This is a genomic window from Citrobacter sp. RHBSTW-00599 (assembly GCF_013784065.1).
In the GTDB taxonomy this organism is placed as follows: domain Bacteria; phylum Pseudomonadota; class Gammaproteobacteria; order Enterobacterales; family Enterobacteriaceae; genus Citrobacter; species Citrobacter braakii.
In genome coordinates, this window is sequence record NZ_CP056717.1 from 646,343 (window position 1) to 671,014 (window position 24,672).

Below are 24,672 nucleotides of genomic sequence, written 5' to 3' on the forward strand. Positions count from 1 at the left end.
TCTCTTTGATATCCCGGCGGAGTTGGGTACATAGTATAAATGTGTCTCTCACGTGGTTAATTTTAAGGATAAGAGCATGCCAACAGCAATTGAGAAAGCATTGGATTTTATTGGTGGTATGAACACTTCGGCGTCAGTACCCCATTCAATGGATGAAAGTACCGCTAAGGGAATCTTAAAGTATTTGCATGACTTAGGTGTGCCAGCAAGTCCAGAAGCTGTGATGGCACGGGGTGAGCAGGAGGGATGGAATCCCGAGTTCACGAAAAAAGTGGCCGGATGGGCAGAAAAAGTGGCCTCCGGTAACCGCATCCTTATCAAGAACCCAGAGTATTTTTCAACTTATATGCAGGAGCAGCTCAAAGAGCTAGTTTGAGCTGACTATCGAATCAAACTCTAACGGACGTTTCCATCTCTGGATGGCGACGTCCAGAGGGGGACAGTGACCAGCTTGTTGCTGGACAGAGGCATCCCGTAATATATCTTCAGGCCCCGCCTGCCGTATTCTTCCCGGCTCTTATTTCACATTTTAGTGCGAACAGATATTGATTTGTTCCAGCAGGAATCCTTTTGGCTCGTGCCAACATCTACGGAAGAGCCCTCAAAAAAAAGGACCTGCGATTTCTCGCAAGCCCTTGAATCTTGGTGGCCCCTGCTGGACTTGAACCAGCGACCAAGCGATTATGAGTCGCCTGCTCTAACCACTGAGCTAAGGGGCCGTGGCGGTGGATTATAAAGTAACTCCGCGTTGCAATCCAGACATAAGCGTACGGATGCTGTTTTTATAAACAATGTATTTTCAGTCCGTTATACTTGTTCCTCTGATGTATTGATGGGAGTAATTATGGTTAAGGACATACTGGCGCCGGGGCTGCGGGTGGTGTTTTGCGGCATCAATCCGGGGTTGTCTTCCGCAGGTACAGGATTCCCCTTTGCACATCCCGCTAATCGCTTCTGGAAGGTCATCCATCAGGCGGGATTTACCGATCGCCAGCTCAAACCCGAAGAGGCACAACACTTGCTGGACTTCCGTTGCGGCGTGACTAAATTTGTCGACAGACCGACGGTGCAAGCCAATGAAGTGAAGTTACAGGAGATGCGCAACGGCGGTCGTAAGCTCATTGAGAAAATAGAAGAGTATCAGCCCGCCGGACTCGCAATCCTTGGGAAGCAGGCATTTGAGCAGGGCCTCAGCCAGCGTGGGGCGCAGTGGGGAAAACAAACGCTGACTATTGGCGCGACGCAAATATGGGTTTTGCCGAATCCCAGCGGGTTAAGCCGGATTACGCTGGATAAACTGGTGGAGGCGTATCGGGAAGTGAATGACGCCCTGGCCAGACGGGGACTATAAAGAAAAACGCCACCTTGCGGTGGCGTTTATGCTTATGCGGCGAGATTAATCGTCGAGGAAGCTACGCAGCACTTCAGAGCGGCTCGGGTGGCGCAGTTTACGCAGCGCTTTCGCTTCGATCTGACGGATACGTTCGCGGGTAACGTCGAACTGTTTACCGACTTCTTCCAGCGTGTGGTCGGTATTCATATCGATACCGAAACGCATACGCAGAACTTTTGCTTCACGGGCGGTCAGGCCAGCCAGAACGTCGTGCGTTGCGGCACGCAGGCTCTCGGTGGTAGCAGAATCCAGCGGCAGCTCGAGGGTGGTATCCTCGATGAAATCACCCAGATGCGAATCTTCATCGTCGCCGATCGGCGTTTCCATGGAGATAGGCTCTTTAGCGATCTTCAGCACTTTACGGATCTTGTCTTCCGGCATCAGCATGCGTTCAGCCAGCTCTTCCGGCGTCGGCTCGCGGCCCATCTCTTGCAGCATCTGACGGGAGATACGGTTGAGCTTGTTGATGGTCTCAATCATATGTACCGGGATACGGATGGTACGTGCCTGATCCGCGATCGAGCGGGTGATCGCCTGACGGATCCACCAGGTTGCATAGGTAGAGAACTTGTAACCACGACGGTATTCAAACTTATCAACCGCTTTCATCAGACCGATGTTACCTTCCTGAATCAAATCCAGGAACTGCAGACCACGGTTGGTGTATTTCTTGGCGATAGAGATAACCAGACGTAAGTTCGCTTCAACCATCTCTTTTTTCGCACGGCGGGCTTTCGCTTCACCGATGGACATGCGACGGTTGATGTCTTTAACCTGCTCGATGGTCAGGCCGGTTTCTTCTTCAATCTGCTGCAGTTTCTGCAGTCCGCGGTGAACATCATCTGCCACGTCGTGCAGTTTTTCAGACCACGGTTTGTTCATCGCGATTGCCGCGTTGAACCAGGTTTCGCTGGTTTCGTTGCCAGTGAACAGGGTGATGAAGTTTTTCTTCGGCATTTTGCACTGCTCAACGCAGAGCTTCATGATCAGACGTTCCTGAGTACGCACGCGGTCCATCATGACGCGCATGCTGTTTACCAGGTAGTCGAACTGCTTCGGTACCAGGCGGAACTGTTTGAACACTTCAGACAGCTTCTGAATTTCTTCCTGCGCGGCAGCATGGCTGCGGCCTTTCGCTTTGATGGTGTCGCGAGTGATTTCGTACTGAGTACGCAGTTCACCGAATTTTTCACGCGCTAATTCAGGGTCGATGCTGTTGTCGTCATCGCTGCTGTCGTCGTCATCTTCTTCATCTTCGTCTGCATCGTCATCCATCTCTTCCTGAGAGAGCTCAGAACCGACGTGTGTCGCCGTTGGCGCCATGTCTTCTTCCGCGTTCGGATCGACAAAGCCGGTGATCAGATCGGAAAGACGCGCTTCTTCAGCTTCTACACGATCGTATTGCTCAAGCAGGTAGGTGATGGCTTCCGGGTATTCGGCAACGGAGCATTGAACCTGGTTAATCCCGTCTTCGATGCGTTTAGCGATGTCGATTTCGCCTTCACGGGTTAACAGTTCAACGGTACCCATTTCACGCATGTACATGCGGACCGGGTCAGTTGTACGACCGATTTCGGACTCAACGCTGGACAGAACCTGGGCAGCCGCTTCTTCCGCGTCTTCATCGGTGCTGTTGGAGGTTTCAGCAAGCAGCAGATCATCGGCATCAGGTGCTTCTTCCATCACCTGAATACCCATGTCATTGATCATTTGGATGATGTCTTCGATTTGATCTGAATCGACGATATCTTCCGGCAGATGGTCATTGACCTCGGCATAGGTCAGATAGCCTTGCTCCTTACCACGTTGGACAAGTAGCTTCAGCTGTGACTGCGGGTTTTGCTCCATAAGACGGTATCCACACTTAATTCGTTTGATTGGTGTTGGGCGGTAAAACCGCCAACGGCAAAACGAGGGCATACTTATATTTTGCCGCTGCCTCTCCGTGCGGCTGTCGGGGGCTTCCCGAGCGATATTCGGCAGTTAAGCCGTTAAATACTTTTGTCTTTCTGTTATTTCTTGGCCAGTTCCTGGTTCAGCGTCCAGAGTTCCCGGCGTTCTTCGCTGCTTAAACCGTGTGTGCGCTCACGAGCTATCAACTCTTCCTGGCGCAGCTCAAGCATCGAATCAAACATATGGTTGAGTGAGTCGGTGAAGGTTTTTTCTGCGATATCTTTATCTGCTATATCGTCCCACATCGACAGTTTTTCAAGGGTCGCAGCATCATTTGTGCCACGATAGTGTTCTAAAAGTTGTCCGGTGGTCAGACCTGGCTGAGCCAGACAAGTGTTGACCAGTTCTCTGAATAAGCCAAGTCCAGGCAGCTTATTGCTATCCAGTGCACCTAACGGCGGAACCAGCGGGGCGAGACCCGGGTTCTGTACCAGCAACCCTATAAGTATACGCATGGTCGTACGTTTTAGCTGTGGAACAGGGCGGGAAGCCCCATTTTCTGCCAGTTTTGGCATTAAACGTTCAAGCTGGCTGTCATCCAGAATGCCGAGCTTGTTTCCCAACTCCTGTCGCAGATAAATGCGTAACGTTTCGCCTGGTACCTGTGTAATCAGCGGTAATGCCAGCGTGCTGAGCTGTGCGCGTCCGTCTGGAGTACTCAAATCCACCTGCGGCATCAGGCTGTTAAATAAAAACGCGGAGAGTGGCAGCGCCTGCTCCATCCGGGCTTCGAAGGCCTCTTTCCCTTCTTTACGCACCAGCGTATCGGGGTCTTCGCCGTCAGGTAAAAACATAAAGCGTAGCTGGCGTCCGTCTGTCATATAGGGCAGTGCGGTTTCCAGCGCGCGCCATGCTGCGTCGCGTCCGGCACGGTCACCGTCGTAACAGCAAATTACGTTGTTCGTCGCGCGGAACAACAACTGGATGTGATCGGCGGTGGTTGACGTCCCGAGGGATGCCACAGCGTAGTTAATGCCGTATTGCGCCAGCGCCACCACATCCATATAGCCTTCTACCACTAACAGGCGCTGCGGATCGGCGTTATCCTGCTGGGCTTCATAAAGGCCATACAGCTGGCGACCTTTATGGAAAATATCGGTTTCCGGGGAGTTGAGATACTTCGGCAGGGCATCGCCCAGCACGCGTCCACCAAAACCAATGACTCGCCCACGTTTGTCGCGGATGGGGAACATCACCCGTTCGCGGAAGCGATCGTAACTGCGTCCCTGATCGTTGGTGACCAACATTCCCGCATCGACCAGCGATTTACGATTCTCAGCATTGCCGCCAAACCGTTTCAGGACGTTGTCCCAGCCGGGGGGCGCAAAACCAATAGCAAAACGGGTGATAACGTCGCTACTTAATCCTCGCTTTTCCAGGTACTGGCGCGCGGGGGTAGCGGCGGGTTGCATCAAAGACTGTTGATAAAAAGTGTTCAGGCCGTCCATCAATTGATAAAGGCTTTGCCGTTGATGGCGCTCTATCTGACTAGGGCCACTGCCTGCTTCATAGGGCACTTCAAGGTTGTGCATTGCGGCCAGTTCTTCGACGGTTTCCACAAACTCGAGCTTGTCGTAGTTCATGAGAAAGTCGACGGCGTTGCCATGTGCGCCACACCCAAAGCAGTGATAAAACTGTTTCTCACCGTTTACGGTGAAAGAGGGGGTTTTTTCGTTATGGAACGGACAGCACGCGTGATAATTTTTGCCCTGCTTCTTCAGCTTTACCCGCGCGTCGATGAGATCGACAATGTCGGTTCTTGCCAGCAGGTCATTTATAAATACGCGTGGAATTCGTCCAGCCATATGCCCCGTTTATTTTTTTATGACTTATATACACAAAATCATTCAAGATGCTTCAATACGGCAAGGGAGCGAATCCTCAGGAGCGTACATCAGTACGTGACTGGAGGGAACGACTGCAGCCAACGCAGAGGCAGCTTGAATGATGACGCGTATAAACGAAAACAAGCCGCGCATTCCTTCCGGAAGCACGGCCTTACAACTACAACTCTGTCTGAATTGAGAGCCTTGGCTCTCAATGGATTAGTACAGACGAGTACGGCGTGCGTTTTCGCGAGCCAGTTTCTTCGCGTGACGTTTCACAGCAGAAGCTTTAGCGCGCTTACGTTCAGTAGTCGGTTTTTCATAGAACTCACGACGACGAACTTCCGCCAGAACACCTGCTTTTTCGCATGAACGCTTGAAGCGACGCAGTGCTACGTCGAACGGCTCGTTTTCACGTACTTTAATTACCGGCATGTAACTCTCACCTTTATAAATTCGGTTTGCCGCTGGCATCAACGCCAGCTTATTTCAAAATGGTGCGGAATTTTACTGCAATTGCTGCTGCTTTGTAAAGCACCGACGCGATTTTGAAAGGGACTTTTATAAGGATAAGGAGTATACACGAGCGGAACTCCTGGGGCGAACAAAGTTTTACATCAACCCGCATTGGTCCTACACTGCGCGGTAATAGAGCGAGGTAAAACAAGTCATGCGTGTACTGGGTATTGAAACATCCTGCGATGAAACCGGCATCGCCATTTACGACGATGAAAAAGGTCTTTTAGCCAACCAATTGTATAGTCAGGTGAAATTACACGCTGACTACGGCGGCGTAGTGCCAGAACTGGCCTCGCGCGATCACGTACGTAAAACCGTACCGCTGATCCAGGCCGCGCTGAAAGAAGCGGGACTGACGGCAAAAGAGATTGATGCGGTGGCGTATACCGCAGGTCCTGGTCTGGTTGGCGCGCTGCTGGTCGGCGCAACCGTAGGACGTTCGCTGGCGTTCGCCTGGGGCGTACCGGCAATTCCTGTACACCATATGGAAGGGCATCTGCTGGCGCCGATGCTGGAAGATAATCCCCCTGCTTTCCCGTTCGTTGCGCTGCTGGTTTCCGGCGGTCACACGCAACTGATCAGCGTCACCGGTATTGGGCAGTATGAATTGCTGGGTGAATCGATAGATGATGCCGCTGGTGAAGCGTTCGATAAAACGGCCAAGCTGCTGGGGCTGGATTATCCTGGCGGCCCAATGCTGTCAAAGCTTGCATCGCAAGGCGTTGAAAAACGCTTTGTCTTCCCGCGCCCGATGACCGACCGTCCGGGTCTGGATTTCAGCTTCTCCGGCCTGAAAACTTTCGCCGCGAATACCATTCGTAATAACGAAAATGACGATCAGACGCGTGCAGATATCGCCCGTGCGTTTGAAGATGCTGTGGTTGATACGCTGATGATCAAGTGTAAACGCGCGCTGGATCAAACCGGTTTTAAACGTCTGGTGATGGCGGGGGGCGTGAGCGCTAACCGTACGCTGCGTGCAAAACTGGCCGAGATGATGCAAAAGCGTCGTGGCGAAGTGTTTTACGCGCGTCCGGAATTTTGCACCGATAACGGGGCGATGATCGCCTACGCGGGCATGGTGCGTTTTAAAGCGGGTGCAACGGCGGATCTTGGCGTGACCGTGCGTCCTCGCTGGCCGCTGGCGGAATTACCGGCGGCATAAGCACATAATATTGTAGGCCCGGTAAGCGTAGCGCCACCGGGCAATACTCTACTCCCGCAGCATCCCTTTCTCTTCCAGAAACGCGATAATTTTTTCCAGACCTTCTCCGGATTTTAAATTACTAAACGTCCACGGACGCTCGCCGCGCATGCGTAGGGTATCGCGCTCCATCACCTCCAGCGAGGCGCCCACGTAAGGGGCCAGATCGGTTTTATTGATCACCAGAAAATCAGATTTGGTGATCCCCGGGCCACCCTTACGCGGGATCTTCTCACCTTCGGCAACGTCGATCACATAGATCGTCAGATCCGCTAATTCCGGGCTGAAGGTGGCGCTCAGGTTATCGCCGCCGCTTTCCACAAAAATCAGATCCAGATTGCCGAATTTCTCGCTCAGCGCCTCTACGGCGGCCAGATTCATCGACGCATCTTCACGGATAGCGGTATGCGGGCAACCGCCGGTTTCCACGCCGACGATCCTGTCTGGCTCCAGTGCGCCTGCTTCGGTGAGAATGCGCTGATCTTCTTTGGTATAGATATCGTTGGTTACCACCGCCAGTTGATAGCTGCTGCGCATGGATTTGCATAACGCTTCCAGCAGCGCCGTTTTGCCGGAGCCAACCGGGCCGCCAACGCCCACGCGCAGGGGATGCTTGTTGTTACTCATTTTTTCTCCTCAGGAGCGGAATAATCGGGAATATTGGGTTTCATGCCGGGCAGATGCGATGGCCGCCAACGGCGTTGCGGAGCCGAGGCTGGCGTCAGGACACGCCAGCGCCTGTGCCAGACCTTGTGCATACCGGTTGCAGAGCGCAAAGATCAAACGCTGGGCCGCCTGCTGCCCAAAAGGGACCAGTTTGACGCCAGCCATCACTGCGCTCTCAATCCAGCTGTAGCCGAGGCTTAACGCCAGCTCCGTCAGGGGGATTTTCCAGCGCACGCCCAGCCAGGCCATACCGCAGAGTTGGCTGTCGACAAAGAGCGCGCGCCACTCCCGCGAGCAATCCGCTTCCCAGTCGGTGACCAGCCGCGTAAACGCCGCGCCCCGACTGCGTTCTTCATCCCGTAGTTCGCGGGTTTCCCGACAGGCCAACAGGTAAGCGCTCCAGCGGCGTGCTGCAGCGAGATCGTCCTGCTCGCAGGCGCGATACAGTCTCGCCAGTAGCGGTAGGTCGACGGTAAAGAAGTTCTGCTCCATCTGCTGGATTTGCCAGTCAGAGAAGTCATCGGCGCTTTTCACCCAGCCGATTTCAACCGCCCACTCCAGACCCTGGGACCAGGTAAACGACCCCACCGGGAGAGCGCTGCTGGCGAGCTGCATCAGACGCAGCTGTTGGATGTTATGCATCAGTGCGCATGGGCGTGATGATGCCCGTGTGATTCACTGGCATAAGCGCCTGCTTCCGGTTCAAACGGTAGTTGAGCGAACGTCACCTCCAGGCTGAACTGGCGCAACATGGCGTCCAGCACATGATCGTGATGGTAGCGCAACTCATCCGGCAGAATTTGCAGCGGAACGTGGCGATTGCCGAGGTGATAACAGGCTTTGGCGAGCAGGAAAGGATCGGCGCAGCGCACCACGGAAACCGACTCCGGCGCGGCGATCACTTCGATCACCTCGCTGCCATCTTCGGTGGTCAGCAGATCACCACTGCGTAACAGCAAACCGCGCGGAAGCATTAGCCCGGCTTCGCGACCGTCGTTCAGCGTCACTCTGGCACGGCTTTTTACTCGAATATCAATGGGTAGCGTGACGCTTGCGGTGACGCGGTGGGCGTGGTCAAGGCGTTGGGTCAGGTAGATCATCGTCACTCCTCAAAACAGGAAATAGCGTTGCGCCATCGGCAAAACGTCTGCCGGTTCGCTGGTGATAAGTTCGCCATCAATGCGCACCTCATAAGTCTGAGCATCGACGGTGATATTGGGTTGCAGGCCGTTGTGGATCATGTCGGCCTTTTTCACCGTCCGACAGCCTTTGACGACGGCGATGGCGCTTTGCAAATTGAGCTGCTGCGGGATGTTTTGCGCGTTAGCGGCCTGCGAAATAAAGGTCAGCCGAGTACGATGCCGCGCCGCGCCAAGTGCGCCGAACATCATGCGGTAATGCACCGGCTGCGGGGTGGGGATCGAGGCGTTGATATCGCCCATCGGCGCACAGGCGATCATCCCGCCCTTTACGATCGTCGCTGGTTTTACGCCAAAAAAGGCTGGGGACCACAGCACCAGATCGGCCAGTTTGCCAGGCTCAACGGAGCCAACTTCGTGGGCGATGCCGTGGGTTAGCGCCGGGTTGATGGTGTATTTGGCGACGTAGCGTTTAACGCGCTGGTTGTCGTTGTCGCCTGTTTCTTCCGCCAGCGGACCACGCTGAACCTTCATGCGGTGCGCCACCTGCCAGGTGCGCAGGATCACTTCGCCCACGCGCCCCATCGCCTGTGAATCGGACGAGGTCAGGGAAAACGCGCCAATGTCATGCAGCACATCTTCGGCAGCGATCGTTTCCCGGCGAATGCGTGATTCGGCAAAGGCCACGTCTTCGGCGATATCCGGATCGAGGTGGTGGCAAACCATCAGCATGTCGAGATGCTCGTCGATGGTGTTGACGGTATAGGGCAGCGTCGGGTTAGTGGAGGAGGGCAGAATATTCGGATGCGCGCAGGCGGTGATGATATCTGGCGCATGGCCGCCGCCCGCGCCTTCGGTGTGGAAGGTATGAATGGTGCGATCGCCAATCGCCGCCAGCGTATCTTCAACGAAACCGGACTCATTGAGCGTATCGCTGTGCAGCGCCACCTGGATATCCATCTCCTCTGCCACTTCCAGGGAACAGTTGATGGTGGCTGGCGTGGCGCCCCAATCTTCATGGATTTTCAGGCCAATGGCGCCCGCGGTGATTTGCTCGCGCAGGGCGTCAGGGTTTGAGCCGTTGCCTTTACCCAGCAAACCGATGTTAACCGGCAAGGCGTCTGCCGCCTGCAGCATGCGCGCGATGTACCACGGACCCGGCGTGCAGGTGGTGGCGTTAGTTCCTGCTGCCGGGCCGGTGCCGCCGCCGATCATCGTCGTTACGCCGGAAACCAGCGCCTCCTGTGCCTGCTGTGGACAGATCCAGTGAATATGCGTATCCACGCCGCCCGCGGTGACGATCTTGCCTTCCCCGGCGATGACTTCAGTTCCCACGCCGATCGGGATCGTGACGTCGGGCTGAATATCAGGATTACCCGCTTTACCGATGGCGAAGATCCTGGCGTCCTTGATGCCGATATCCGCTTTCACGATCCCCCAGTGATCGACGATCAGGGCGTTGGTTATCACCAGGTCCACACACGCTTGCGCGCGCATTTGTCCCTGGCCCATGCCGTCGCGGATCACTTTCCCGCCGCCGAATTTGACCTCTTCGCCGTAGGTGGTGAAGTCTTTTTCCACCTCAATCCACAGGTCGGTATCCGCCAGACGTACCTTATCGCCGGTGGTTGGGCCAAACATGTCGGCGTACGCCTGCCGTGAAATTTCACTCATCATTTGCCTCCAGCGCGCCCATCACTTCGCTGCGAAAACCCACGATCCTTTGTGCGCCAGCGACGCGTACCAGTTCGACTTCGCGTTTTTGTCCCGGCTCAAAACGTACCGCCGTGCCCGCAGGAATGTTTAGACGAAAGCCGCGTGCAGCCCGCCTGTCAAAGCGCAGCGCCGGGTTCACCTCGGAAAAGTGATAGTGCGATCCCACCTGGATGGGTCTGTCGCCATGGTTTTCCACCACGATCGTACAGGTTTCCCGCCCCTGATTGAGCGCGATATTGCCTTTGGCTATCTGATATTCACCAGGGATCATTGCCGCTCCTTAAACGATCGGGTTGTGGACGGTGACCAGCTTTGATCCGTCCGGAAACGTCGCTTCAACCTGAATATCTGGGATCATCTCCGGAACGCCTTCCATCACCTGATCGCGGCGCAGGACGTGACGCCCGTCTTCCATCAGCGAGGCCACGGTTTGACCATCGCGTGCCCCTTCCATGATGAAAGCGCTAATTAGCGCCACCGATTCCGGATAGTTCAGCTTCAGCCCGCGGGCCAGGCGACGTTCTGCCACCAGCGCGGCGGTAAACAGCAACAACTTGTCTTTTTCTCTGGGGGTCAGTTCCATACGGGGTCTCTTAGGTTTGCCAGATTCGCGGTAGTACGGGCGGTTTGTGTGTCAAAAGCGGGCGCAGAAATTGCCAGATGTCACGCATAACGCGCTGAACAATCGGGTTGTCGTCGGCAAGAAAGCGGATCGTCAGCAGTGAGTCGTTAAGCGTTGCCCCGGCGTAATCGCCAAGCGGCGTCAGCCGCTCGCGCGTACCTTCCAGCATGTTTTCAGTGGCCGGATAACACAGCAACGTGCCGACCCAGGGATGGTGCGCGACGCCGCTCAGCTCCCCCTTCTGCAACTGCAAGCGCTCTATCAGCAGCGGCTGCCCATCTCGCCACACTTCCAGACGGTTTTGCAGCGTGCCGTGGCTGAAGGACTCCTGCATAACCGGTCGCCCAAGGCACAGCAGATCCCAGGCCAGCAGTCGACTCTCTGACGCGATGTGAAAGACGGACTGGATAGTGGCGTTGGCGCCGGGAAAGAGGATCGTATCCTGGGGGAGCCACTCCAACGTGGCGTGCGGCGCGAGCGTGAAATGTTGGCGCAGCAACGCCTGCGGCCCACCGCTGCGATAAAACTTTCCCGCGCCGGGCTGGGTGATTAACGCATGGCTGTTTTCGTTGAGAGTTACGGCAATGTGTAGTTCATCCCCGCCGACGATCCCCGCGGGTGGATGAAGCAAATAGAGGTGGCAGACGTCCTCTTCCGGGTAAAACGGGCGCTGAACCGTCAATGGACCATGATGACGCGCCGAGGCGAGCACCGTGTTGTGCCCAGTGCGGGTGAAATGCAGATCCAGTTCGGCCTGCCAGCCCCGTGTGAGTGTCTCGTGCGCAACCGTGTCCAGAGCGTTTCCCTTATCAGCATGAGGGTGTTTGCATACAAAAAAGTATGCCTCAGCACATCGGGAAATCGATCATATGAGAAGCTTATGGATAAAGGGGCGACAATATGCCGCCCCAATGGGGTTTTACAGTAAAACGAGGGGCATCCAGACCAGACCGGTAATCACCAGTAGCACAAGGAAAATCAGGCCAAAAATAGCACCGAGTCGCCAGTAATCCACCGTAGGCAAATAGCCGCTGCCGTAGTAGATAGGGCTAGGACCGGTGGCATACGGGGTCAGAATGCTGCCGAGACCAATGGCTGCGCCGACCATCAGGCAGAAGACCGGAAGTGGAATTTCCGGCATTGCCAGTGCGGCGGCAATCATCATCGGCGCCAGGGCGGAGGTATACGCCGTGGCGCTGGCAAAGAAGTAGCGCAGCAGATAGAACACCACAATGAGCGCCACCATCACCATCATCGGCGAATAGCCGCTCAACCCGTTTGCCAGCAGCTTGCCGAACCAGGTAATAAAACCGGTGTTATTGAGTCCGGTCGCCAGCGTTATCAGCGAGGCCAGCCAGAAAAAGACGTTCCACGCGGCTTTATTACTGACGATGTCATCCCAGCTAATGATGCGCAGTACCAGCATCAACGCCACTACGCTGTATCCGACCATCGCGGCGTCAATGTAATCGCCGCCGAAGATCCACAGCACCAGTGCGCCGACCATCAGCACCAACATCTTTTTCTCGCGTGCGCAGAGCGGTCCCATTGCTTTTAGCTCTGTATCCGCCCAGCGCGGAACCTGATCACCGGATTTCAGCACCGGTGGATACAACACGTACGCCAGCCAGGGCACAATCAGCACCAGTAAAATACTCAGCGGCAGCATGCCTAAGAACCAGTCGCCCCAGCTCAGCGCCGTGTGGGACGCGCCTTTCATCAGGCCGATTAACAGCAGGTTTGGCGCCATCGCCGTTAAGAAAATGGCGCTGGTGACGCAGTCGGCGACAATGCCCATCCACATAATGTACGAGCCAATGGAGCGAGAACTGGCGCTATTGGGCTGCGAGTTATACAGCGGCGGTAGGTTGCGGATAATCGGGTAGATTATTCCGGCCCCGCGCGCGGAGTTGGATGGCGTGACGGGAGCGAGGATAAGTTCAGAGAACATCACCGCATAGCCAAGAAATAGCGTCCGGTGCCCCATCTTTTTCACCAGCATCAGCGCGATACGTCGACCGAGCCCGGTTTTCTCATAGCCGGTACCAAACATAAAGGCCGCGAAGATAAGCCAGATTACCGAGTTTGAAAAACCAGAGACCGCCCATGACAGCGATTTGGCGGTAAATTTAAAACCGTCCTGCACGAGTTGCTCCGGGCTGAACAGCAGCCACGGTGAAAGGACGGCGATGATCGAAATGCCAATCATCGCCACCACCGCGCCCGGTACAGGTTCCAGAATAAGCCCCACAATCACACCGGTAAAAACGGCAAAATAGAGCCAGGTGTGGCTCTCAAGGCCGTTGGGGACGGGCAGTACAGCAATAATGGCGATGACCACCAGCGGAGCCAGGTATCGCCACCAACCAGCTAAAGGTGCCATTGTTGTATCCCTACGAAAAGGGAGAGGCGCAGCGCCTCTCCGGGAGGGTTATTTGATGTAGTGCACGTGCTCGCAGATTTCATCGACGATAGGATCGCGACGTTCGGCGAACAGCTTTTTGTTTTCGGCGATCAGGTTATTGCCGTGGGTATCGATGGAAACGATCAGCGGGCCGAACTCTTTCACCCGACATACCCACAGGGATTCCGGCATGCCAAGTTCGGTCCAGTGTACCTCTTCGATCTCTTCAACCTGGGTTGCCGCCACGACCGCACAACCTGCCGGGAAGATTACGTGCAGCGCTTTAAACTGCTTGCAGCCTGCTTCCGTTAGCGGTCCCATGCCGCCCTTGCCGACCACCAGTTTGACGCCCGTCTGCTCGATAAAGTCTTTCTCAAACGCTTCCATACGCATGCTGGTGGTTGGGCCAACGGAGACCATCTCCCATTTTTCACCGTTCTTACGTACGATGGGCCCCGCGTGGAAAATGGCTTTGCCGTTCAGGTCATAAGGAATCGGGCGCTTCAGTTCGATCAGGCGGCGGTGACACACGTCACGGCAGGTCACCAGCGTACCGGTCAGGTAGATGACATCGCCAACGCGAATGTCGGCCAGATCTTCGGCTTTGATCGGGGTTGTGAGGATCTTTTTCATAACGCGCTCCGGGTGTGAGACAGGTTTTCGAAGGAGAGGTCAGCATGAACCAACAGCGTGCCGCGACGGTGTGCCCAGCAGCCGGTAGAAACGGCAACGCCGATAGTCGACGGATGGCGTGCGGCGGATTCGATATGCACGCCCATCACCGAGCTATTCCCGGTCAACCCTTGCGGGCCAATGCCCAGACGGTTCAGCCCTTCTTCCAGACGCAGTTCCAGTTCGGCCGCTTTTGGATTCGGATGACGTGATCCGATAGGACGTAGCACCGCTTTACGAGAAAGGACGGCGGCGGTTTCCACGGAGGTGGCAATACCTACGCCCACCAGCACTGGCGGGCAAGCGTTGACTGCCAACGTGGAGATATTTTCGAAGACAAATTTCACCACGCCCTCGTAGCCTTCAGAAGGCATTAACACTTTTGAACGTCCCGGCAGCGTACAACCGCCGCCTGCCATGTAGACTTCGATTTCCGCGTCGTCGTTATCAGGGATGATGTCCCAGGTGACCCACGGCACACCGGTACCGGTATTTTTGCCGGTATTCACTTCGTCAAAAATCTCGACCGCGTTATGGCGCAGCGGCGCTTTTACCGTGGCGTCTTCAACGGCCTGTTTCAGGATGCTTTGCAGTTCGCCCAGCAGCGGAAAACGGGAGCCGACCTTCACAAAGAACATAATCTCGCCGGTGTCCTGACAGGCCGGACGGTTCAGGTCGATAGCTTTCTGCATGTTGTCAAACATGGTGTGGTAGATGATTTTACCCATCGGCGAAGTTTCGCCTTCACGCAGCTGTGTTAATTTATCTACGACGTCGTCAGGCATGCGGGTAGAAATCATGGCGGTAAAATCGGCGACAATGTTTGTCAGCGTAGTTATCGCATTTTGGTTATTTTGATTGCTCATCTTGTTAACTCCAGTTCTTTTATTTATCTGGAAATAAATTCTCCGCCACAAACTACCACTAAAAATGTGGGTTTATATTATTTGCCACTGTGAATATCCAATTAACAGATCGTGAATGATGTTCAGATAAGCAATAAAAATTGCGCAAAGGCAGGGTTTAATACGCATGAGGGAATTACACTGCGGTTAACAACTTTACGGATATACCTATCATGCTGAACACGTATCCCCTCGCGAAAGACCTGCAGGTCCTGGTTGAAATTGTTCATAGCGGCAGCTTCAGTGCCGCCGCCGCGGCGCTGGGCCAAACACCCGCGTTTGTGACGAAACGCATTCAGATCCTTGAGTCCACGCTGGGGACGACGCTGCTAAGCCGCTCCGCGCGCGGCGTGATACTCACGGAGAGTGGTCAACGTTGTTATGAACATGCGCAGGCTATTCTTGCGGGCTATCAGCATCTGGTCGATGACGTCACGCAACTCAAAACGCGCCCGGCAGGGATGATTCGTATCGGCTGTAGCTTTGGCTTTGGGCGCAGTTATATTGCACCGGCTATTACCGAACTGATGCATAGCTATCCTGAATTACAGGTGCATTTTGAACTTTATGATCGGCAAATTGATTTGGCGCAGGATAATATCGATTTGGATATTCGTATTAATGACGAGATTCCGGATTATTATATTGCGCATTTGTTAACGAAAAATAGAAGAATATTATGTGCAGCGCCGACGTATTTACAAAAATACGGTGAGCCGACAACGCTGCAGGAATTAAGTCGTCATGATTGCCTGGTCACTAAAGAACGCGATATGACCCACGGGGTGTGGGAGCTGGATAACGGCCAGGAGAAAAAGTCGGTCAAGGTGGCGGGACATCTTTCCTCTAACAGCGGCGAGATTGTGTTGCAGTGGGCGCTACAGGGAAAAGGGATTATGCTGCGTTCCGAATGGGACCTGCAGCCGTTTCTGGCAAGCGGTGAACTGGTGCGCGTGCTGCCGGACTATGCGCAAAGCGCCAATATCTGGGCGGTTTATCAGGAGCCGCTGTATCGCAGCGTGAAGCTTCGGGTGTGCGTGGAGTTTCTGGCGACGTGGTGCCAGCACCGATTAGGCAAACCGGTAGAGGGGTATCACATTCCCCACGCCGGATAAGACGCTGTTGCGTCGCTATCCGACATTAAAATCACTCTGGGTCTCTTTCGCGTTTTTTCTTCAGCTTGGTCCAGATCTTTGGCTCCTGACGACGCCACAGACGCTGAATGTTGTCATGGTGGCGTAGCAGAATTAAGCACGACAGCATGGACACCGGGAAAGTGAACTGGGGATTGAACCACCAGACGTAAAAGGGGGCGATCAGCGCGCTGACGATAGCGCCTAATGATGAATAGCCGCTTAATAAGACGGTCAGCAGCCAGGTTCCGGCCATCACGCCGGTTAAGTCCCAACCAATCGGCGCAATTGCGCCAAAGGCGGTGGCAACGCCTTTCCCACCTTTAAAGCCGAAGAAGACCGGCCAAATGTGACCCAGACAGGCGGCGATCGCGATCAATCCCAGCCAGAAGGGGCTAATGCCTAGCGCATAGGCACCCCAGACGGGTAACATACCTTTCAGGACGTCGAAAATCAGCACCGCGACGGCGGCTCCTTTGCCACCGATGCGCAATACGTTTGTCGCGCCCGGATTCCCAGATCCGCTGTCACGCGGGTCCGGTAATCCAGCAAGGCGGCATACCAGAATAGCACTGGAAATTGAGCCACAGAGGTACGCGAAGATAATCATTCCAGGCGCGATTGCACTCATAAGCTGTTCCGTTTTGAAAATGTCGTGTAAAACGCTACTTCTGTGGATAATACGCATATTTCGCCGGAAGTGGTATCCGGGTTAGCCAAAAAGCAGGCAGGTCGTGATGGATATTGTATTTATAGAGCAACTTTCTGTAATCACCACTATTGGTGTTTACGACTGGGAACAAACGATCGAACAACAGTTGGTGTTCGATATCGAAATGGCGTGGGACAACCGTAAATCGGCTAAAAGCGATGATGTGGCTGATTGCCTGAGCTATGCTGATATTGCTCAAACGGTTGTTAATCATGTGGAAGGCGGGCGCTTTGCGCTGGTCGAACGCGTGGCGGAAGAGGTGGCGGATCTGCTGCTTAGCCGTTTTAATTCTCCATGGGTGCGGATCAAACTCAGTAAACCTGGCGCGGTTGCCCGTGCGGCGAACGTCGGGGTTATCATTGAGCGTGGCAATAATCTGAAAGAAAATAATTAAAATAATAATATCTAAACCAAACGGGTATAAAAGGGTCTTTATGTCGGCTCGTTTTCGCCGTGGTTTATCTATCTAGAGGTTCATTAATGAGTGATATGCACTCGCTGCTGGTGGCGGCAATTTTGGGTGTGGTCGAAGGATTGACGGAGTTTTTACCCGTTTCCAGTACCGGCCATATGATTATTGTTGGCCACTTGCTGGGTTTTGAGGGTGACACCGCAAAAACATTTGAAGTGGTTATCCAGTTGGGCTCTATCCTGGCGGTCGTGGTGATGTTCTGGCGACGTCTGTTTGGCCTGATTGGCATTCACTTCGGTAAGGTCCCACATGAAGGCACTGGCAAAGGTCGGCTGACGCTGGGCCATATCCTGTTGGGGATGGTTCCTGCCGTCGTACTGGGACTGATTTTCCACGACATCATCAAATCGCTGTTTAACCCGATCAACGTCATGTATGCGCTGGTGGTAGGGGGCGTGCTGCTGATTGCCGCAGAATGCCTGAAGCCGAAAGAGCCGCGTGCGCCGGGTCTGGATGATATGACCTATCGCCAGGCGTTTATGATTGGCTGTTTCCAGTGTCTGGCGCTGTGGCCGGGTTTTTCTCGTTCCGGGGCGACGATTTCTGGCGGTATGCTGATGGGAGTAAGCCGTTACGCGGCCTCCGAATTCTCCTTCCTGCTGGCCGTGCCGATGATGATGGGCGCAACGGCGCTGGATCTCTACAAAAGCTGGACGTTCCTCAGCGCATCAGATATTCCGATGTTTGCAGTTGGTTTCGTGACGGCGTTTATCGTGGCGTTGGTGGCGATCAAAACCTTCCTGCTGCTGATTAAGCGCATCTCGTTTATTCCGTTTGCGATTTACCGCTTTATTGTGGCGGCAGCCGTTTACGTCGTGTTCTTCTGATTTTGCTAGCTTGCCGGATAGCGGCGTTAACGCTTATCCGGCAATGCTCTGTCTACGCTTTCGGGCAACGTTGTTCTTTCCAGGCGGCCACCGCCGCGATCCGACGCCGGGTCAGTTCCTCGCGAATAGCCTGACCTTTGAATCCCGCCTCAACGACGTCTTTCGTTGGTACCGCCTGCGCAACCTGCCAGGCTTCACGCAACAGCCTGCCTTGCGGATAATCCGCCGCTTCAAAACCGGTCCGCCCACGCACGTCGGCCTCGCTGGTCAGGGCGATTTGCTCCACGCGCTGCGGTTTGCGCCAGGCATCGATGGAATCAAACAGCTTAACGATGGTTTTCGGCTGCAGGATCGGGAAGGTATGAATGAGGTCGTGGAACTCGGCTACCAGTTTGGCTAAATCACGGATGTCATTCGGCACGCGCAGGCGTTGGCACAGTTGTTCGACCAGCTTCACGCCAGCCGGACCGTGACCGTGGTGGCGTGGCCACAGCGCTTTTGGCGTCAATGCCTTGCCAAGATCGTGGCACAGCGTGGCAAAACGCACGTCGACCTCCGGACTTAACATGGCCGCCATCGACAGCGTCATCAGCGTGTGAATACCGGTATCAATTTCCGGATGCCATTGCGCGGGCGCGGGAACGCCAAACAGGGCATCTACTTCCGGAAACAGGACGTGCAGTGCGCCGCAGTCGCGCAGGACCTGAAAAAATACCTGTGGGTTACGGGTGGTTAAAGCACCTTCCGTTTCTTTCCACACCCGCTCTGGCGTCAGGTGTTCCAGTTCCCCTGCGGCGTTCATATCGCGCATCAGCGTCATGGTTTCTTCAGCGATACGAAAACCGAGGTGCGCATAGCGGGCAGCAAAGCGCGCCACGCGCAGCACGCGCAATGGATCTTCGCTAAAGGCGGGGGACACATGGCGTAGCAGACGGTTTTCCAGATCGTCGCATCCGTTATACGGATCGATAATCTCGCCGTCGTCATCGCGGGCCATTGCGTTGATGGTCAGATCGCGACGCTGAAGATCGGCCTCCAGCGTCACATCCGGCGCGGCGTAGCAGGTGAATCCGGTATACCCCGAGCCTGATTTGCGTTCGGTACGCGCCAGCGCATACTCTTCCCGGGTTTGCGGATGCAGAAACACGGGAAAATCGCGGCCTACCTGCTGGTAGCCCGCGTCGAGCATCTCTTGCGGCGTGGCGCCGACAACAACCCAATCTTTATCTTTAATCGGTAGCCCTAATAACGCATCCCGAACAGCACCACCGACCAGATAAATCTTCACGCCACTTTCCTTTTGAAATTATGATCCCTTAATCATATGTCAGTGCGGCGGAGAAGGCGATTCAGTTCATCCAGCGATCTTTGCGTTTACGGCTGGGGATCATGTGTGGCAGAACCAGGCCGAGCAACAAACCAAGACCCAGCACGCCGCCGCCGTACATAAACCACTGCATGATGATGGTGCGCTGTTTGTCATCAAGCTGAAGGTTGGCTGCGCTGACCTTCTTTTGCGCCACGATAAGCTCGTTCCTCAGCTTCTGGTTTTCTTGTTTCAGCCCGTCGATTACGCTGTCGCTTTGCGACACTTTTTGCTGCATATCGGCGGTGCGCTGATTCCACGTGGTGTCGATATTATTGAGCTTATCGGTCAAGGTCTTGACCTGGTTTTCCAGATCGGGAACGCGGGTACGCAGGCTCGGCGTACTGTTCAGCTCTTTCAGTGGGATCCAGGCGGTACGTCCGGTGCTGTCTTTCACCTGGGCGTAGTTAGTGTTGGCATCGGTCTGTAATAGCGTGACTTCCTCGCCGGCGTTAACCGTACCCACGAGGCGATAATTATCTCCCGGACCGCTGCGGACCCAGGTGTTCAGTTCGTCAGAAACATAGCGCTTTTCTTCGGCATGAGAGACTGCAGTGGCGCTAAGTGCGAGTAAAGTTAATCCAATCAGGCGTAATTTTGGCATCAGGCTGTCGTTATTGTCATAGAAAGTGGAACGATAGTAGTGGCATCAGTGTCTCTACGCAAAGCATTCGACATCAATCGGAATCATCTGTGTCCTTTTTGCCACCACCCAAAACTTTTACGCCCGTCAAATTGCTCGTTGCATGGCAATTTGGCGCAAAATACTATCTACTGACCATAAAGAACGAGCTTAGTTCGCAGTCAGTTTTCTCAACTGTGACATAACCCATAAGTACAAGACCATGGCCCAGGAAATCGAATTAAAATTTATCGTCAATAGTGACGCTGTAGATGCGCTACGTGAACGTCTGAATACGCTGGGGGGAGAGCATCATGCGCCCAGCCAGTTGCTGAATATCTACTACGAAACGCCGGATGCGTGGCTGCGTGGTCACGATATGGGGCTGCGTATTCGCGGTGAGAACGGTCATTACGAAATGACCATGAAAATTGCCGGACGAGTGACGGGTGGCCTGCATCAGCGGCCGGAGTTTAACGTTGCGCTGAACGCGCCAGAGTTGGATCTCTCCCTGTTTCCAACGGAAGTCTGGCCTGATGGCAAACTGCCCGCTGAACTTGCCTCTCAGGTACAGCCGCTCTTCAGCACCGATTTTTACCGTGAGAAATGGCACCTTGATATCGACGGTAGCCGCATTGAAATGGCCCTCGATCTCGGGGAAGTGAAAGCGGGCGAGTTGGCTGAACCTATCTGTGAGCTTGAACTGGAGCTGTTAAGCGGCGATACCCGTGCGGTATTGAAGCTGGCAAACCAGCTGGTATCGCAAACCGGTTTACGCCAGGGCAGCCTGAGTAAAGCGGCGCGCGGCTATCATCTGGCTCAGGGGAATGCACCGCGTGAACTCAAACCGACGCGCATTTTGAAGGTTCCGGCAAAAGCGAGTATTGAGCAAGGGCTGGAAGCGGCGCTGGAGCTGGCATTATCACAGTGGCAGTACCATGAAGAGCTGTGGGTGCGCGGCGTCAAAGGGGCGAAAGCCGAGGTGCTGGCTGCGATGGGCCTGGTGCGTCACATTCTGATGCTGTTTGGCGGTAATGTGCCGCGAAAAGCGAGTGCTCACTTACGTGATTTGCTGACCCAGTCGGAAGCGATCATTGCGTCTGACGTTTCTGCCGTTTCCGCGGTTTACAGCACGCAAACGGCGATGGCCAAGCTGGCGCTGACCGAATGGCTGGTGACCAAAGGGTGGCAGCCGTTCCTTGATGCGAAGGCGCAGGGTAAAATAGCCGACTCCTTTAAGCGTTTCTCAGATACCCATCTCTCGCGCCATGCCGCTGAGCTGAAAACAGCTTTTGCTCAGCCGCTGGGCGATCAGTACGCCGATCAGCTTCCGCGCCTGACGCGCAACATTGATAGCATGCTGATGCTGGCGGGATACTACGACGAAAAGGTCGCATCGGAATGGATCGCCACCTGGCAGGGTTTACGTCACGCCATTGCGGCCAACCAATACATTGAAATTGAACACTTCCGCAACGAGGCGATTGCTTTGGAACCGTTCTGGCTGCACAGCGGAAAACGATAATCAGGGTGAGGCCGGGATGCCTGATGGCGCTGCGCTTATCAGGCTTACGCGATGGGCGGAAGCGTCATGCAGGCTGGATAAGGCAACATGCCGCTGCCCGGTACTATTCAAAGGATAATCCATAAATGAAGCAGCTCTCTTCACCGTTACAGCAGTACTGGCCGACCGTTGTTGAGCGGCTGCCAGCAGCAATATCTGAGTCCTCGCTTAGCATTCAGGCGAAGTCAGTGCTTACATTCAGTGATTTTTTTCGCGACAGCATTATTGCCCATCCCGAATGGCTGGTCGAACTGGAGAGCACGCCACCCGGGGCGGATGAATGGCAACACTATGCTGATTGGTTACAGCAAGCATTGGTCGACGTTAGCGATGAAAACACGCTTATGCGTGAGCTGCGCCTGTTTCGCCGTCGCATCATGGTGCGTATCGCCTGGGCGCAGACGCTGTCGCTGGTGACGGAAGAGAGTATCTTGCAGCAGCTAAGCCATTTGGCTGAAACGTTGATCGTCGCCGCGCGTGACTGGTTATACGCCGCCTGCTGTCGTGAATGGGGTACGCCCTGTAATCCACAAGGTGTTGCGCAACCGCTGCTGATTTTAGGCATGGGGAAACTGGGCGGCGGCGAACTCAATTTTTCCTCTGATATCGATCTGATTTTTGCCTGGCCGGAGCACGGCAGTACGCAGGGTGGACGTCGCGAGCTGGATAACGCGCAGTTCTTTACCCGTATGGGCCAGCGGCTTATCAAAGTGCTGGATCAGCCCACAATGGATGGATTTGTCTATCGGGTGGATATGCGTTTACGCCCGTTTGGCGACAGCGGCCCGCTGGTGCTGAGCTTCTCCGCGCTGGAGGATTATTACCAGGAACAAGGGCGCGACTGGGAACGCTATGCGATGGTCAAAGCCCGCATTATGGGCGATTCCGACGGTACTTACGTCAGTGAGCTTCGCGCTATGCTGCGGCCTTTTGTCTTCCGCCGCTATATTGATTTCAGCGTGATCCAGTCTCTGCGTAACATGAAAGGAATGATTGCCCGCGAAGTGCGCCGCCGTGGCCTGAAAGACAACATTAAGTTGGGCGCGGGCGGTATTCGTGAAATCGAATTTATCGTGCAGGTATTCCAGCTTATTCGCGGTGGGCGCGAGCCGTCATTGCAATCCCGCTCGCTGTTACCCACGCTCAGCGCCATCAATGCGTTGCACCTGCTGTCAGATACCGACGCGGAACAACTGCGCGCAGCCTATCTCTATTTACGTCGTCTGGAGAACCTGCTGCAAAGTATCAATGATGAGCAGACCCAGACGTTGCCAGGCGATGAACTGAACCGCGCGCGGCTGGCGTGGGGGATGAACGTCGATGACTGGCAGCAGCTAACCGATGTGCTGGCCAGTCATATGGACAACGTGCGCCGGGTGTTTAACGAGTTGATTGGCGATGACGAAGCAGAAACCCAGGAAGAGTCGCTCTCAGAACAGTGGCGTGAACTGTGGCAGGACGCATTACAGGAAGATGACACCACGCCGGTGCTGACGCATCTGGCGGATGACGATCGCCGGCGCGTGCTGTCTCTGATTGCCGATTTTCGCAAAGAGCTGGATAAACGCACCATTGGCCCACGCGGACGCCAGGTGCTGGATCACTTAATGCCACATCTGCTGAGCGATGTCTGTTCGCGTGACGACGCCTCAGTCCCGCTGTCGCGCATCACACCGCTGCTGGTAGGCATTGTGACCCGTACGACCTATCTGGAGCTGCTGAGCGAATTCCCCGGAGCGCTTAAGCATCTGATTTCGTTATGTGCCGCTTCGCCGATGATCGCCAGCCAGCTGGCGCGGTATCCGCTGTTGCTCGATGAACTGCTGGATCCGAACACCTTGTATCAACCCACTGCGACGGATGCCTACCGTGATGAACTGCGTCAGTATTTGCTGCGCGTGCCGGAAGATGACGAAGAGCAGCAGTTGGAAGCGCTGCGTCAGTTTAAGCAAACGCAGTTGCTGCGCATTGCCGCGGCAGATATCGCTGGTACGCTGCCGGTGATGAAGGTGAGCGACCACTTAACCTGGCTGGCGGAAGCTATTATTGATGCGGTAGTCCAGCAGGCGTGGATGCAGATGGTCGCTCGCTACGGGCAACCCACTCATCTTGACGGGCGCGAGGGGCGCGGTTTTGCCGTCGTCGGGTATGGCAAACTGGGCGGCTGGGAGCTGGGCTACAGTTCGGATCTTGATTTGATCTTCCTGCATGACTGTCCTATGGACGTGATGACGGATGGTGAGCGTGAGATTGACGGGCGACAGTTCTATTTGCGTCTGTCGCAGCGCATTATGCACCTTTTCAGCACCCGCACCTCATCCGGTATTTTGTATGAAGTGGATGCGCGGTTGCGTCCGTCCGGCGCGGCGGGAATGCTGGTGACATCAACCGAGGCTTTCGCTGATTACCAGCGCAACGAAGCCTGGACGTGGGAGCATCAAGCGCTGGTGCGCGCTCGAGTGGTGTACGGCGACCCACGGTTGACCTCTCAGTTTGATGCGATTCGTCGCGATATCATGACCCTCGTCCGCGATGCGAAAACCTTGCAGACCGATGTGCGCGAAATGCGTGAGAAAATGCGGGCCCATTTGGGCAATAAGCATCGCGATCGTTTTGATATCAAAGCGGATGAAGGCGGCATCACCGACATTGAGTTTATTACGCAATACCTGGTGCTGCGCTATGCGCATGAAAAACCGAAGCTGACGCGCTGGTCGGATAACGTGCGCATTCTGGAGTTACTGGCGCAAAACGACATTATGGATGAGCAGGAAGCGCTGGCGCTTACCCGTGCTTATACGACGCTGCGCGATGAACTTCATCATCTTGCATTGCAGGAACTTCCGGGCCATGTGGCGCCGGAGCACTTCGACGCTGAACGTACGCTGGTGCGTGACAGCTGGCAGAAGTGGCTGGTTGCCGAGTGAAGTGTGCTATTATCGCGCGCAAATTTTAAG

General features: G+C 54.9%; 24 protein-coding genes and 1 tRNA gene. 8 read left to right on the forward strand and 17 right to left on the reverse strand.

What is annotated here, in order from left to right; all coding sequences use genetic code 11:
* The first annotated feature begins 52 nt into the window (after positions 1-52).
* The gene (locus tag HV243_RS03125; RefSeq protein ID WP_071524484.1) at positions 53-376 is read left to right on the forward strand and encodes a DUF1889 family protein; all 324 of its coding nucleotides are present in this window, start codon (positions 53-55) and stop codon (positions 374-376) included.
* Positions 377-643: 267 nt separating this feature from the next.
* On the opposite strand, the gene HV243_RS03130 is transcribed toward HV243_RS03125, so the two are convergent.
* Positions 644-719: transfer RNA gene (locus HV243_RS03130), tRNA-Ile, on the reverse strand.
* Positions 720-844: 125 nt separating this feature from the next.
* Here HV243_RS03130 and mug point away from each other — a divergent pair.
* Positions 845-1,351, forward strand: a complete 507-nt coding sequence (gene mug, locus HV243_RS03135) for a G/U mismatch-specific DNA glycosylase (RefSeq protein ID WP_053388745.1) — start codon at positions 845-847, stop codon at positions 1,349-1,351.
* A 45-nt stretch (positions 1,352-1,396) separates the two neighbouring features.
* Here mug and rpoD read toward each other — a convergent pair whose 3' ends face one another.
* The 3 genes from rpoD to rpsU form a co-directional block, all read right to left on the reverse strand.
* Positions 1,397-3,241, reverse strand: coding sequence for an RNA polymerase sigma factor RpoD (gene rpoD / locus HV243_RS03140; protein ID WP_016154549.1), 1,845 nt, complete (start codon positions 3,239-3,241; stop codon positions 1,397-1,399).
* 164 nt (positions 3,242-3,405) lie between these two features.
* Positions 3,406-5,151: a DNA primase gene (dnaG, locus tag HV243_RS03145; RefSeq protein ID WP_019077713.1), complete on the reverse strand. Its 1,746-nt coding sequence runs from the start codon at positions 5,149-5,151 to the stop codon at positions 3,406-3,408.
* Positions 5,152-5,391: 240 nt separating this feature from the next.
* Entirely contained in the window at positions 5,392-5,607 is a 216-nt protein-coding gene (rpsU, locus tag HV243_RS03150) for a 30S ribosomal protein S21 (protein WP_001144069.1), read from the reverse strand.
* Between the two features lie 235 nt (positions 5,608-5,842).
* Here rpsU and tsaD point away from each other — a divergent pair, with 235 nt between their 5' ends.
* Positions 5,843-6,856 (forward strand): tRNA (adenosine(37)-N6)-threonylcarbamoyltransferase complex transferase subunit TsaD, encoded by a 1,014-nt coding sequence (tsaD, locus tag HV243_RS03155; protein WP_003024694.1) that lies wholly within the window; start codon positions 5,843-5,845, stop codon positions 6,854-6,856.
* A gap of 48 nt (positions 6,857-6,904) precedes the next feature.
* Here tsaD and ureG read toward each other — a convergent pair whose 3' ends face one another.
* The 10 genes from ureG to ttdA all read right to left on the reverse strand — a co-directional run bounded on the left by ureG (position 6,905) and on the right by ttdA (position 14,980).
* A complete protein-coding gene (gene ureG / locus HV243_RS03160) occupies positions 6,905-7,522 on the reverse strand; it encodes an urease accessory protein UreG (protein ID WP_016154547.1) in 618 nt (205 codons plus the stop codon).
* A gap of 9 nt (positions 7,523-7,531) precedes the next feature.
* Positions 7,532-8,203, reverse strand: a complete 672-nt coding sequence (locus HV243_RS03165) for an urease accessory protein UreF (protein WP_053388746.1) — start codon at positions 8,201-8,203, stop codon at positions 7,532-7,534.
* Complete coding sequence (gene ureE, locus HV243_RS03170; RefSeq protein WP_016157501.1) at positions 8,203-8,661, reverse strand: urease accessory protein UreE; 459 nt, start codon at positions 8,659-8,661, stop codon at positions 8,203-8,205. The genes HV243_RS03165 and ureE overlap by 1 nt, the downstream gene beginning before the upstream one ends.
* A gap of 9 nt (positions 8,662-8,670) precedes the next feature.
* The gene (gene ureC, locus HV243_RS03175) at positions 8,671-10,374 is read right to left on the reverse strand and encodes an urease subunit alpha (RefSeq protein WP_016154544.1); all 1,704 of its coding nucleotides are present in this window, start codon (positions 10,372-10,374) and stop codon (positions 8,671-8,673) included.
* A complete protein-coding gene (locus HV243_RS03180) occupies positions 10,367-10,687 on the reverse strand; it encodes an urease subunit beta (RefSeq protein ID WP_016154543.1) in 321 nt (106 codons plus the stop codon). The genes ureC and HV243_RS03180 overlap by 8 nt, the downstream gene beginning before the upstream one ends.
* A 9-nt stretch (positions 10,688-10,696) precedes the next feature.
* Entirely contained in the window at positions 10,697-10,999 is a 303-nt protein-coding gene (locus HV243_RS03185; RefSeq protein ID WP_016154542.1) for an urease subunit gamma, read from the reverse strand.
* Between the two features lie 10 nt (positions 11,000-11,009).
* On the reverse strand, positions 11,010-11,834 hold the full coding sequence (locus HV243_RS03190; RefSeq protein ID WP_207389482.1) for an urease accessory protein UreD: 825 nt from the start codon (positions 11,832-11,834) through the stop codon (positions 11,010-11,012).
* 123 nt (positions 11,835-11,957) lie between these two features.
* Positions 11,958-13,421 carry an anion permease gene (locus HV243_RS03195; protein ID WP_053388748.1) on the reverse strand — a complete coding sequence of 488 codons (1,464 nt, stop codon included), beginning with the start codon at positions 13,419-13,421 and terminating at the stop codon, positions 11,958-11,960.
* 48 nt (positions 13,422-13,469) lie between these two features.
* A complete protein-coding gene (gene ttdB / locus HV243_RS03200) occupies positions 13,470-14,075 on the reverse strand; it encodes a L(+)-tartrate dehydratase subunit beta (protein ID WP_016154539.1) in 606 nt (201 codons plus the stop codon).
* Positions 14,072-14,980, reverse strand: coding sequence for a L(+)-tartrate dehydratase subunit alpha (gene ttdA / locus HV243_RS03205; protein ID WP_047358656.1), 909 nt, complete (start codon positions 14,978-14,980; stop codon positions 14,072-14,074). The genes ttdB and ttdA overlap by 4 nt, the downstream gene beginning before the upstream one ends.
* A 212-nt stretch (positions 14,981-15,192) precedes the next feature.
* Here ttdA and HV243_RS03210 point away from each other — a divergent pair, with 212 nt between their 5' ends.
* On the forward strand, positions 15,193-16,134 hold the full coding sequence (locus tag HV243_RS03210) for a LysR family transcriptional regulator (protein WP_016157496.1): 942 nt from the start codon (positions 15,193-15,195) through the stop codon (positions 16,132-16,134).
* 31 nt (positions 16,135-16,165) lie between these two features.
* Here the strand turns inward: HV243_RS03210 and plsY are convergent, their stop codons facing one another.
* Complete coding sequence (gene plsY / locus HV243_RS03215; RefSeq protein WP_016154536.1) at positions 16,166-16,783, reverse strand: glycerol-3-phosphate 1-O-acyltransferase PlsY; 618 nt, start codon at positions 16,781-16,783, stop codon at positions 16,166-16,168.
* A gap of 106 nt (positions 16,784-16,889) precedes the next feature.
* Between plsY and folB the strand changes: the two genes are divergently transcribed.
* Both folB and bacA read left to right on the forward strand, forming a co-directional pair.
* Positions 16,890-17,258, forward strand: a complete 369-nt coding sequence (gene folB, locus HV243_RS03220) for a bifunctional dihydroneopterin aldolase/7,8-dihydroneopterin epimerase (RefSeq protein ID WP_003828442.1) — start codon at positions 16,890-16,892, stop codon at positions 17,256-17,258.
* Between the two features lie 86 nt (positions 17,259-17,344).
* Positions 17,345-18,163, forward strand: coding sequence for an undecaprenyl-diphosphate phosphatase (gene bacA, locus HV243_RS03225; protein ID WP_053388749.1), 819 nt, complete (start codon positions 17,345-17,347; stop codon positions 18,161-18,163).
* 52 nt (positions 18,164-18,215) lie between these two features.
* On the opposite strand, the gene HV243_RS03230 is transcribed toward bacA, so the two are convergent.
* A complete protein-coding gene (locus HV243_RS03230; RefSeq protein ID WP_053388750.1) occupies positions 18,216-19,451 on the reverse strand; it encodes a multifunctional CCA addition/repair protein in 1,236 nt (411 codons plus the stop codon).
* A gap of 61 nt (positions 19,452-19,512) precedes the next feature.
* Entirely contained in the window at positions 19,513-20,133 is a 621-nt protein-coding gene (locus HV243_RS03235) for a TIGR04211 family SH3 domain-containing protein (protein ID WP_016154533.1), read from the reverse strand.
* A gap of 241 nt (positions 20,134-20,374) precedes the next feature.
* On the opposite strand from HV243_RS03235, the gene HV243_RS03240 reads away from it, so the two are divergent.
* Complete coding sequence (locus tag HV243_RS03240) at positions 20,375-21,676, forward strand: inorganic triphosphatase (RefSeq protein ID WP_046276260.1); 1,302 nt, start codon at positions 20,375-20,377, stop codon at positions 21,674-21,676.
* A 125-nt stretch (positions 21,677-21,801) separates the two neighbouring features.
* Positions 21,802-24,642: a bifunctional [glutamate--ammonia ligase]-adenylyl-L-tyrosine phosphorylase/[glutamate--ammonia-ligase] adenylyltransferase gene (gene glnE, locus HV243_RS03245; RefSeq protein WP_053388751.1), complete on the forward strand. Its 2,841-nt coding sequence runs from the start codon at positions 21,802-21,804 to the stop codon at positions 24,640-24,642.
* The last annotated feature ends 30 nt before the right edge of the window (positions 24,643-24,672 follow it).

Coding starts and splice junctions, on each gene's coding strand:
- mug (WP_053388745.1), top strand. CDS start 845: ATGGTTAAGGACATACTGGCGCCGGGGCTGCGGGTGGTGTTTTGCGGC.
- rpoD (WP_016154549.1), bottom strand. CDS start 3,241: ATGGAGCAAAACCCGCAGTCACAGCTGAAGCTACTTGTCCAACGTGGT.
- dnaG (WP_019077713.1), bottom strand. CDS start 5,151: ATGGCTGGACGAATTCCACGCGTATTTATAAATGACCTGCTGGCAAGA.
- rpsU (WP_001144069.1), bottom strand. CDS start 5,607: ATGCCGGTAATTAAAGTACGTGAAAACGAGCCGTTCGACGTAGCACTG.
- tsaD (WP_003024694.1), top strand. CDS start 5,843: ATGCGTGTACTGGGTATTGAAACATCCTGCGATGAAACCGGCATCGCC.
- ureG (WP_016154547.1), bottom strand. CDS start 7,522: ATGAGTAACAACAAGCATCCCCTGCGCGTGGGCGTTGGCGGCCCGGTT.
- HV243_RS03165 (WP_053388746.1), bottom strand. CDS start 8,203: ATGCATAACATCCAACAGCTGCGTCTGATGCAGCTCGCCAGCAGCGCT.
- ureE (WP_016157501.1), bottom strand. CDS start 8,661: ATGATCTACCTGACCCAACGCCTTGACCACGCCCACCGCGTCACCGCA.
- ureC (WP_016154544.1), bottom strand. CDS start 10,374: ATGAGTGAAATTTCACGGCAGGCGTACGCCGACATGTTTGGCCCAACC.
- HV243_RS03180 (WP_016154543.1), bottom strand. CDS start 10,687: ATGATCCCTGGTGAATATCAGATAGCCAAAGGCAATATCGCGCTCAAT.
- HV243_RS03185 (WP_016154542.1), bottom strand. CDS start 10,999: ATGGAACTGACCCCCAGAGAAAAAGACAAGTTGTTGCTGTTTACCGCC.
- HV243_RS03195 (WP_053388748.1), bottom strand. CDS start 13,421: ATGGCACCTTTAGCTGGTTGGTGGCGATACCTGGCTCCGCTGGTGGTC.
- ttdB (WP_016154539.1), bottom strand. CDS start 14,075: ATGAAAAAGATCCTCACAACCCCGATCAAAGCCGAAGATCTGGCCGAC.
- ttdA (WP_047358656.1), bottom strand. CDS start 14,980: ATGAGCAATCAAAATAACCAAAATGCGATAACTACGCTGACAAACATT.
- HV243_RS03210 (WP_016157496.1), top strand. CDS start 15,193: ATGCTGAACACGTATCCCCTCGCGAAAGACCTGCAGGTCCTGGTTGAA.
- plsY (WP_016154536.1), bottom strand. CDS start 16,783: ATGAGTGCAATCGCGCCTGGAATGATTATCTTCGCGTACCTCTGTGGC.
- folB (WP_003828442.1), top strand. CDS start 16,890: ATGGATATTGTATTTATAGAGCAACTTTCTGTAATCACCACTATTGGT.
- bacA (WP_053388749.1), top strand. CDS start 17,345: ATGAGTGATATGCACTCGCTGCTGGTGGCGGCAATTTTGGGTGTGGTC.
- HV243_RS03235 (WP_016154533.1), bottom strand. CDS start 20,133: ATGCCAAAATTACGCCTGATTGGATTAACTTTACTCGCACTTAGCGCC.
- HV243_RS03240 (WP_046276260.1), top strand. CDS start 20,375: ATGGCCCAGGAAATCGAATTAAAATTTATCGTCAATAGTGACGCTGTA.
- glnE (WP_053388751.1), top strand. CDS start 21,802: ATGAAGCAGCTCTCTTCACCGTTACAGCAGTACTGGCCGACCGTTGTT.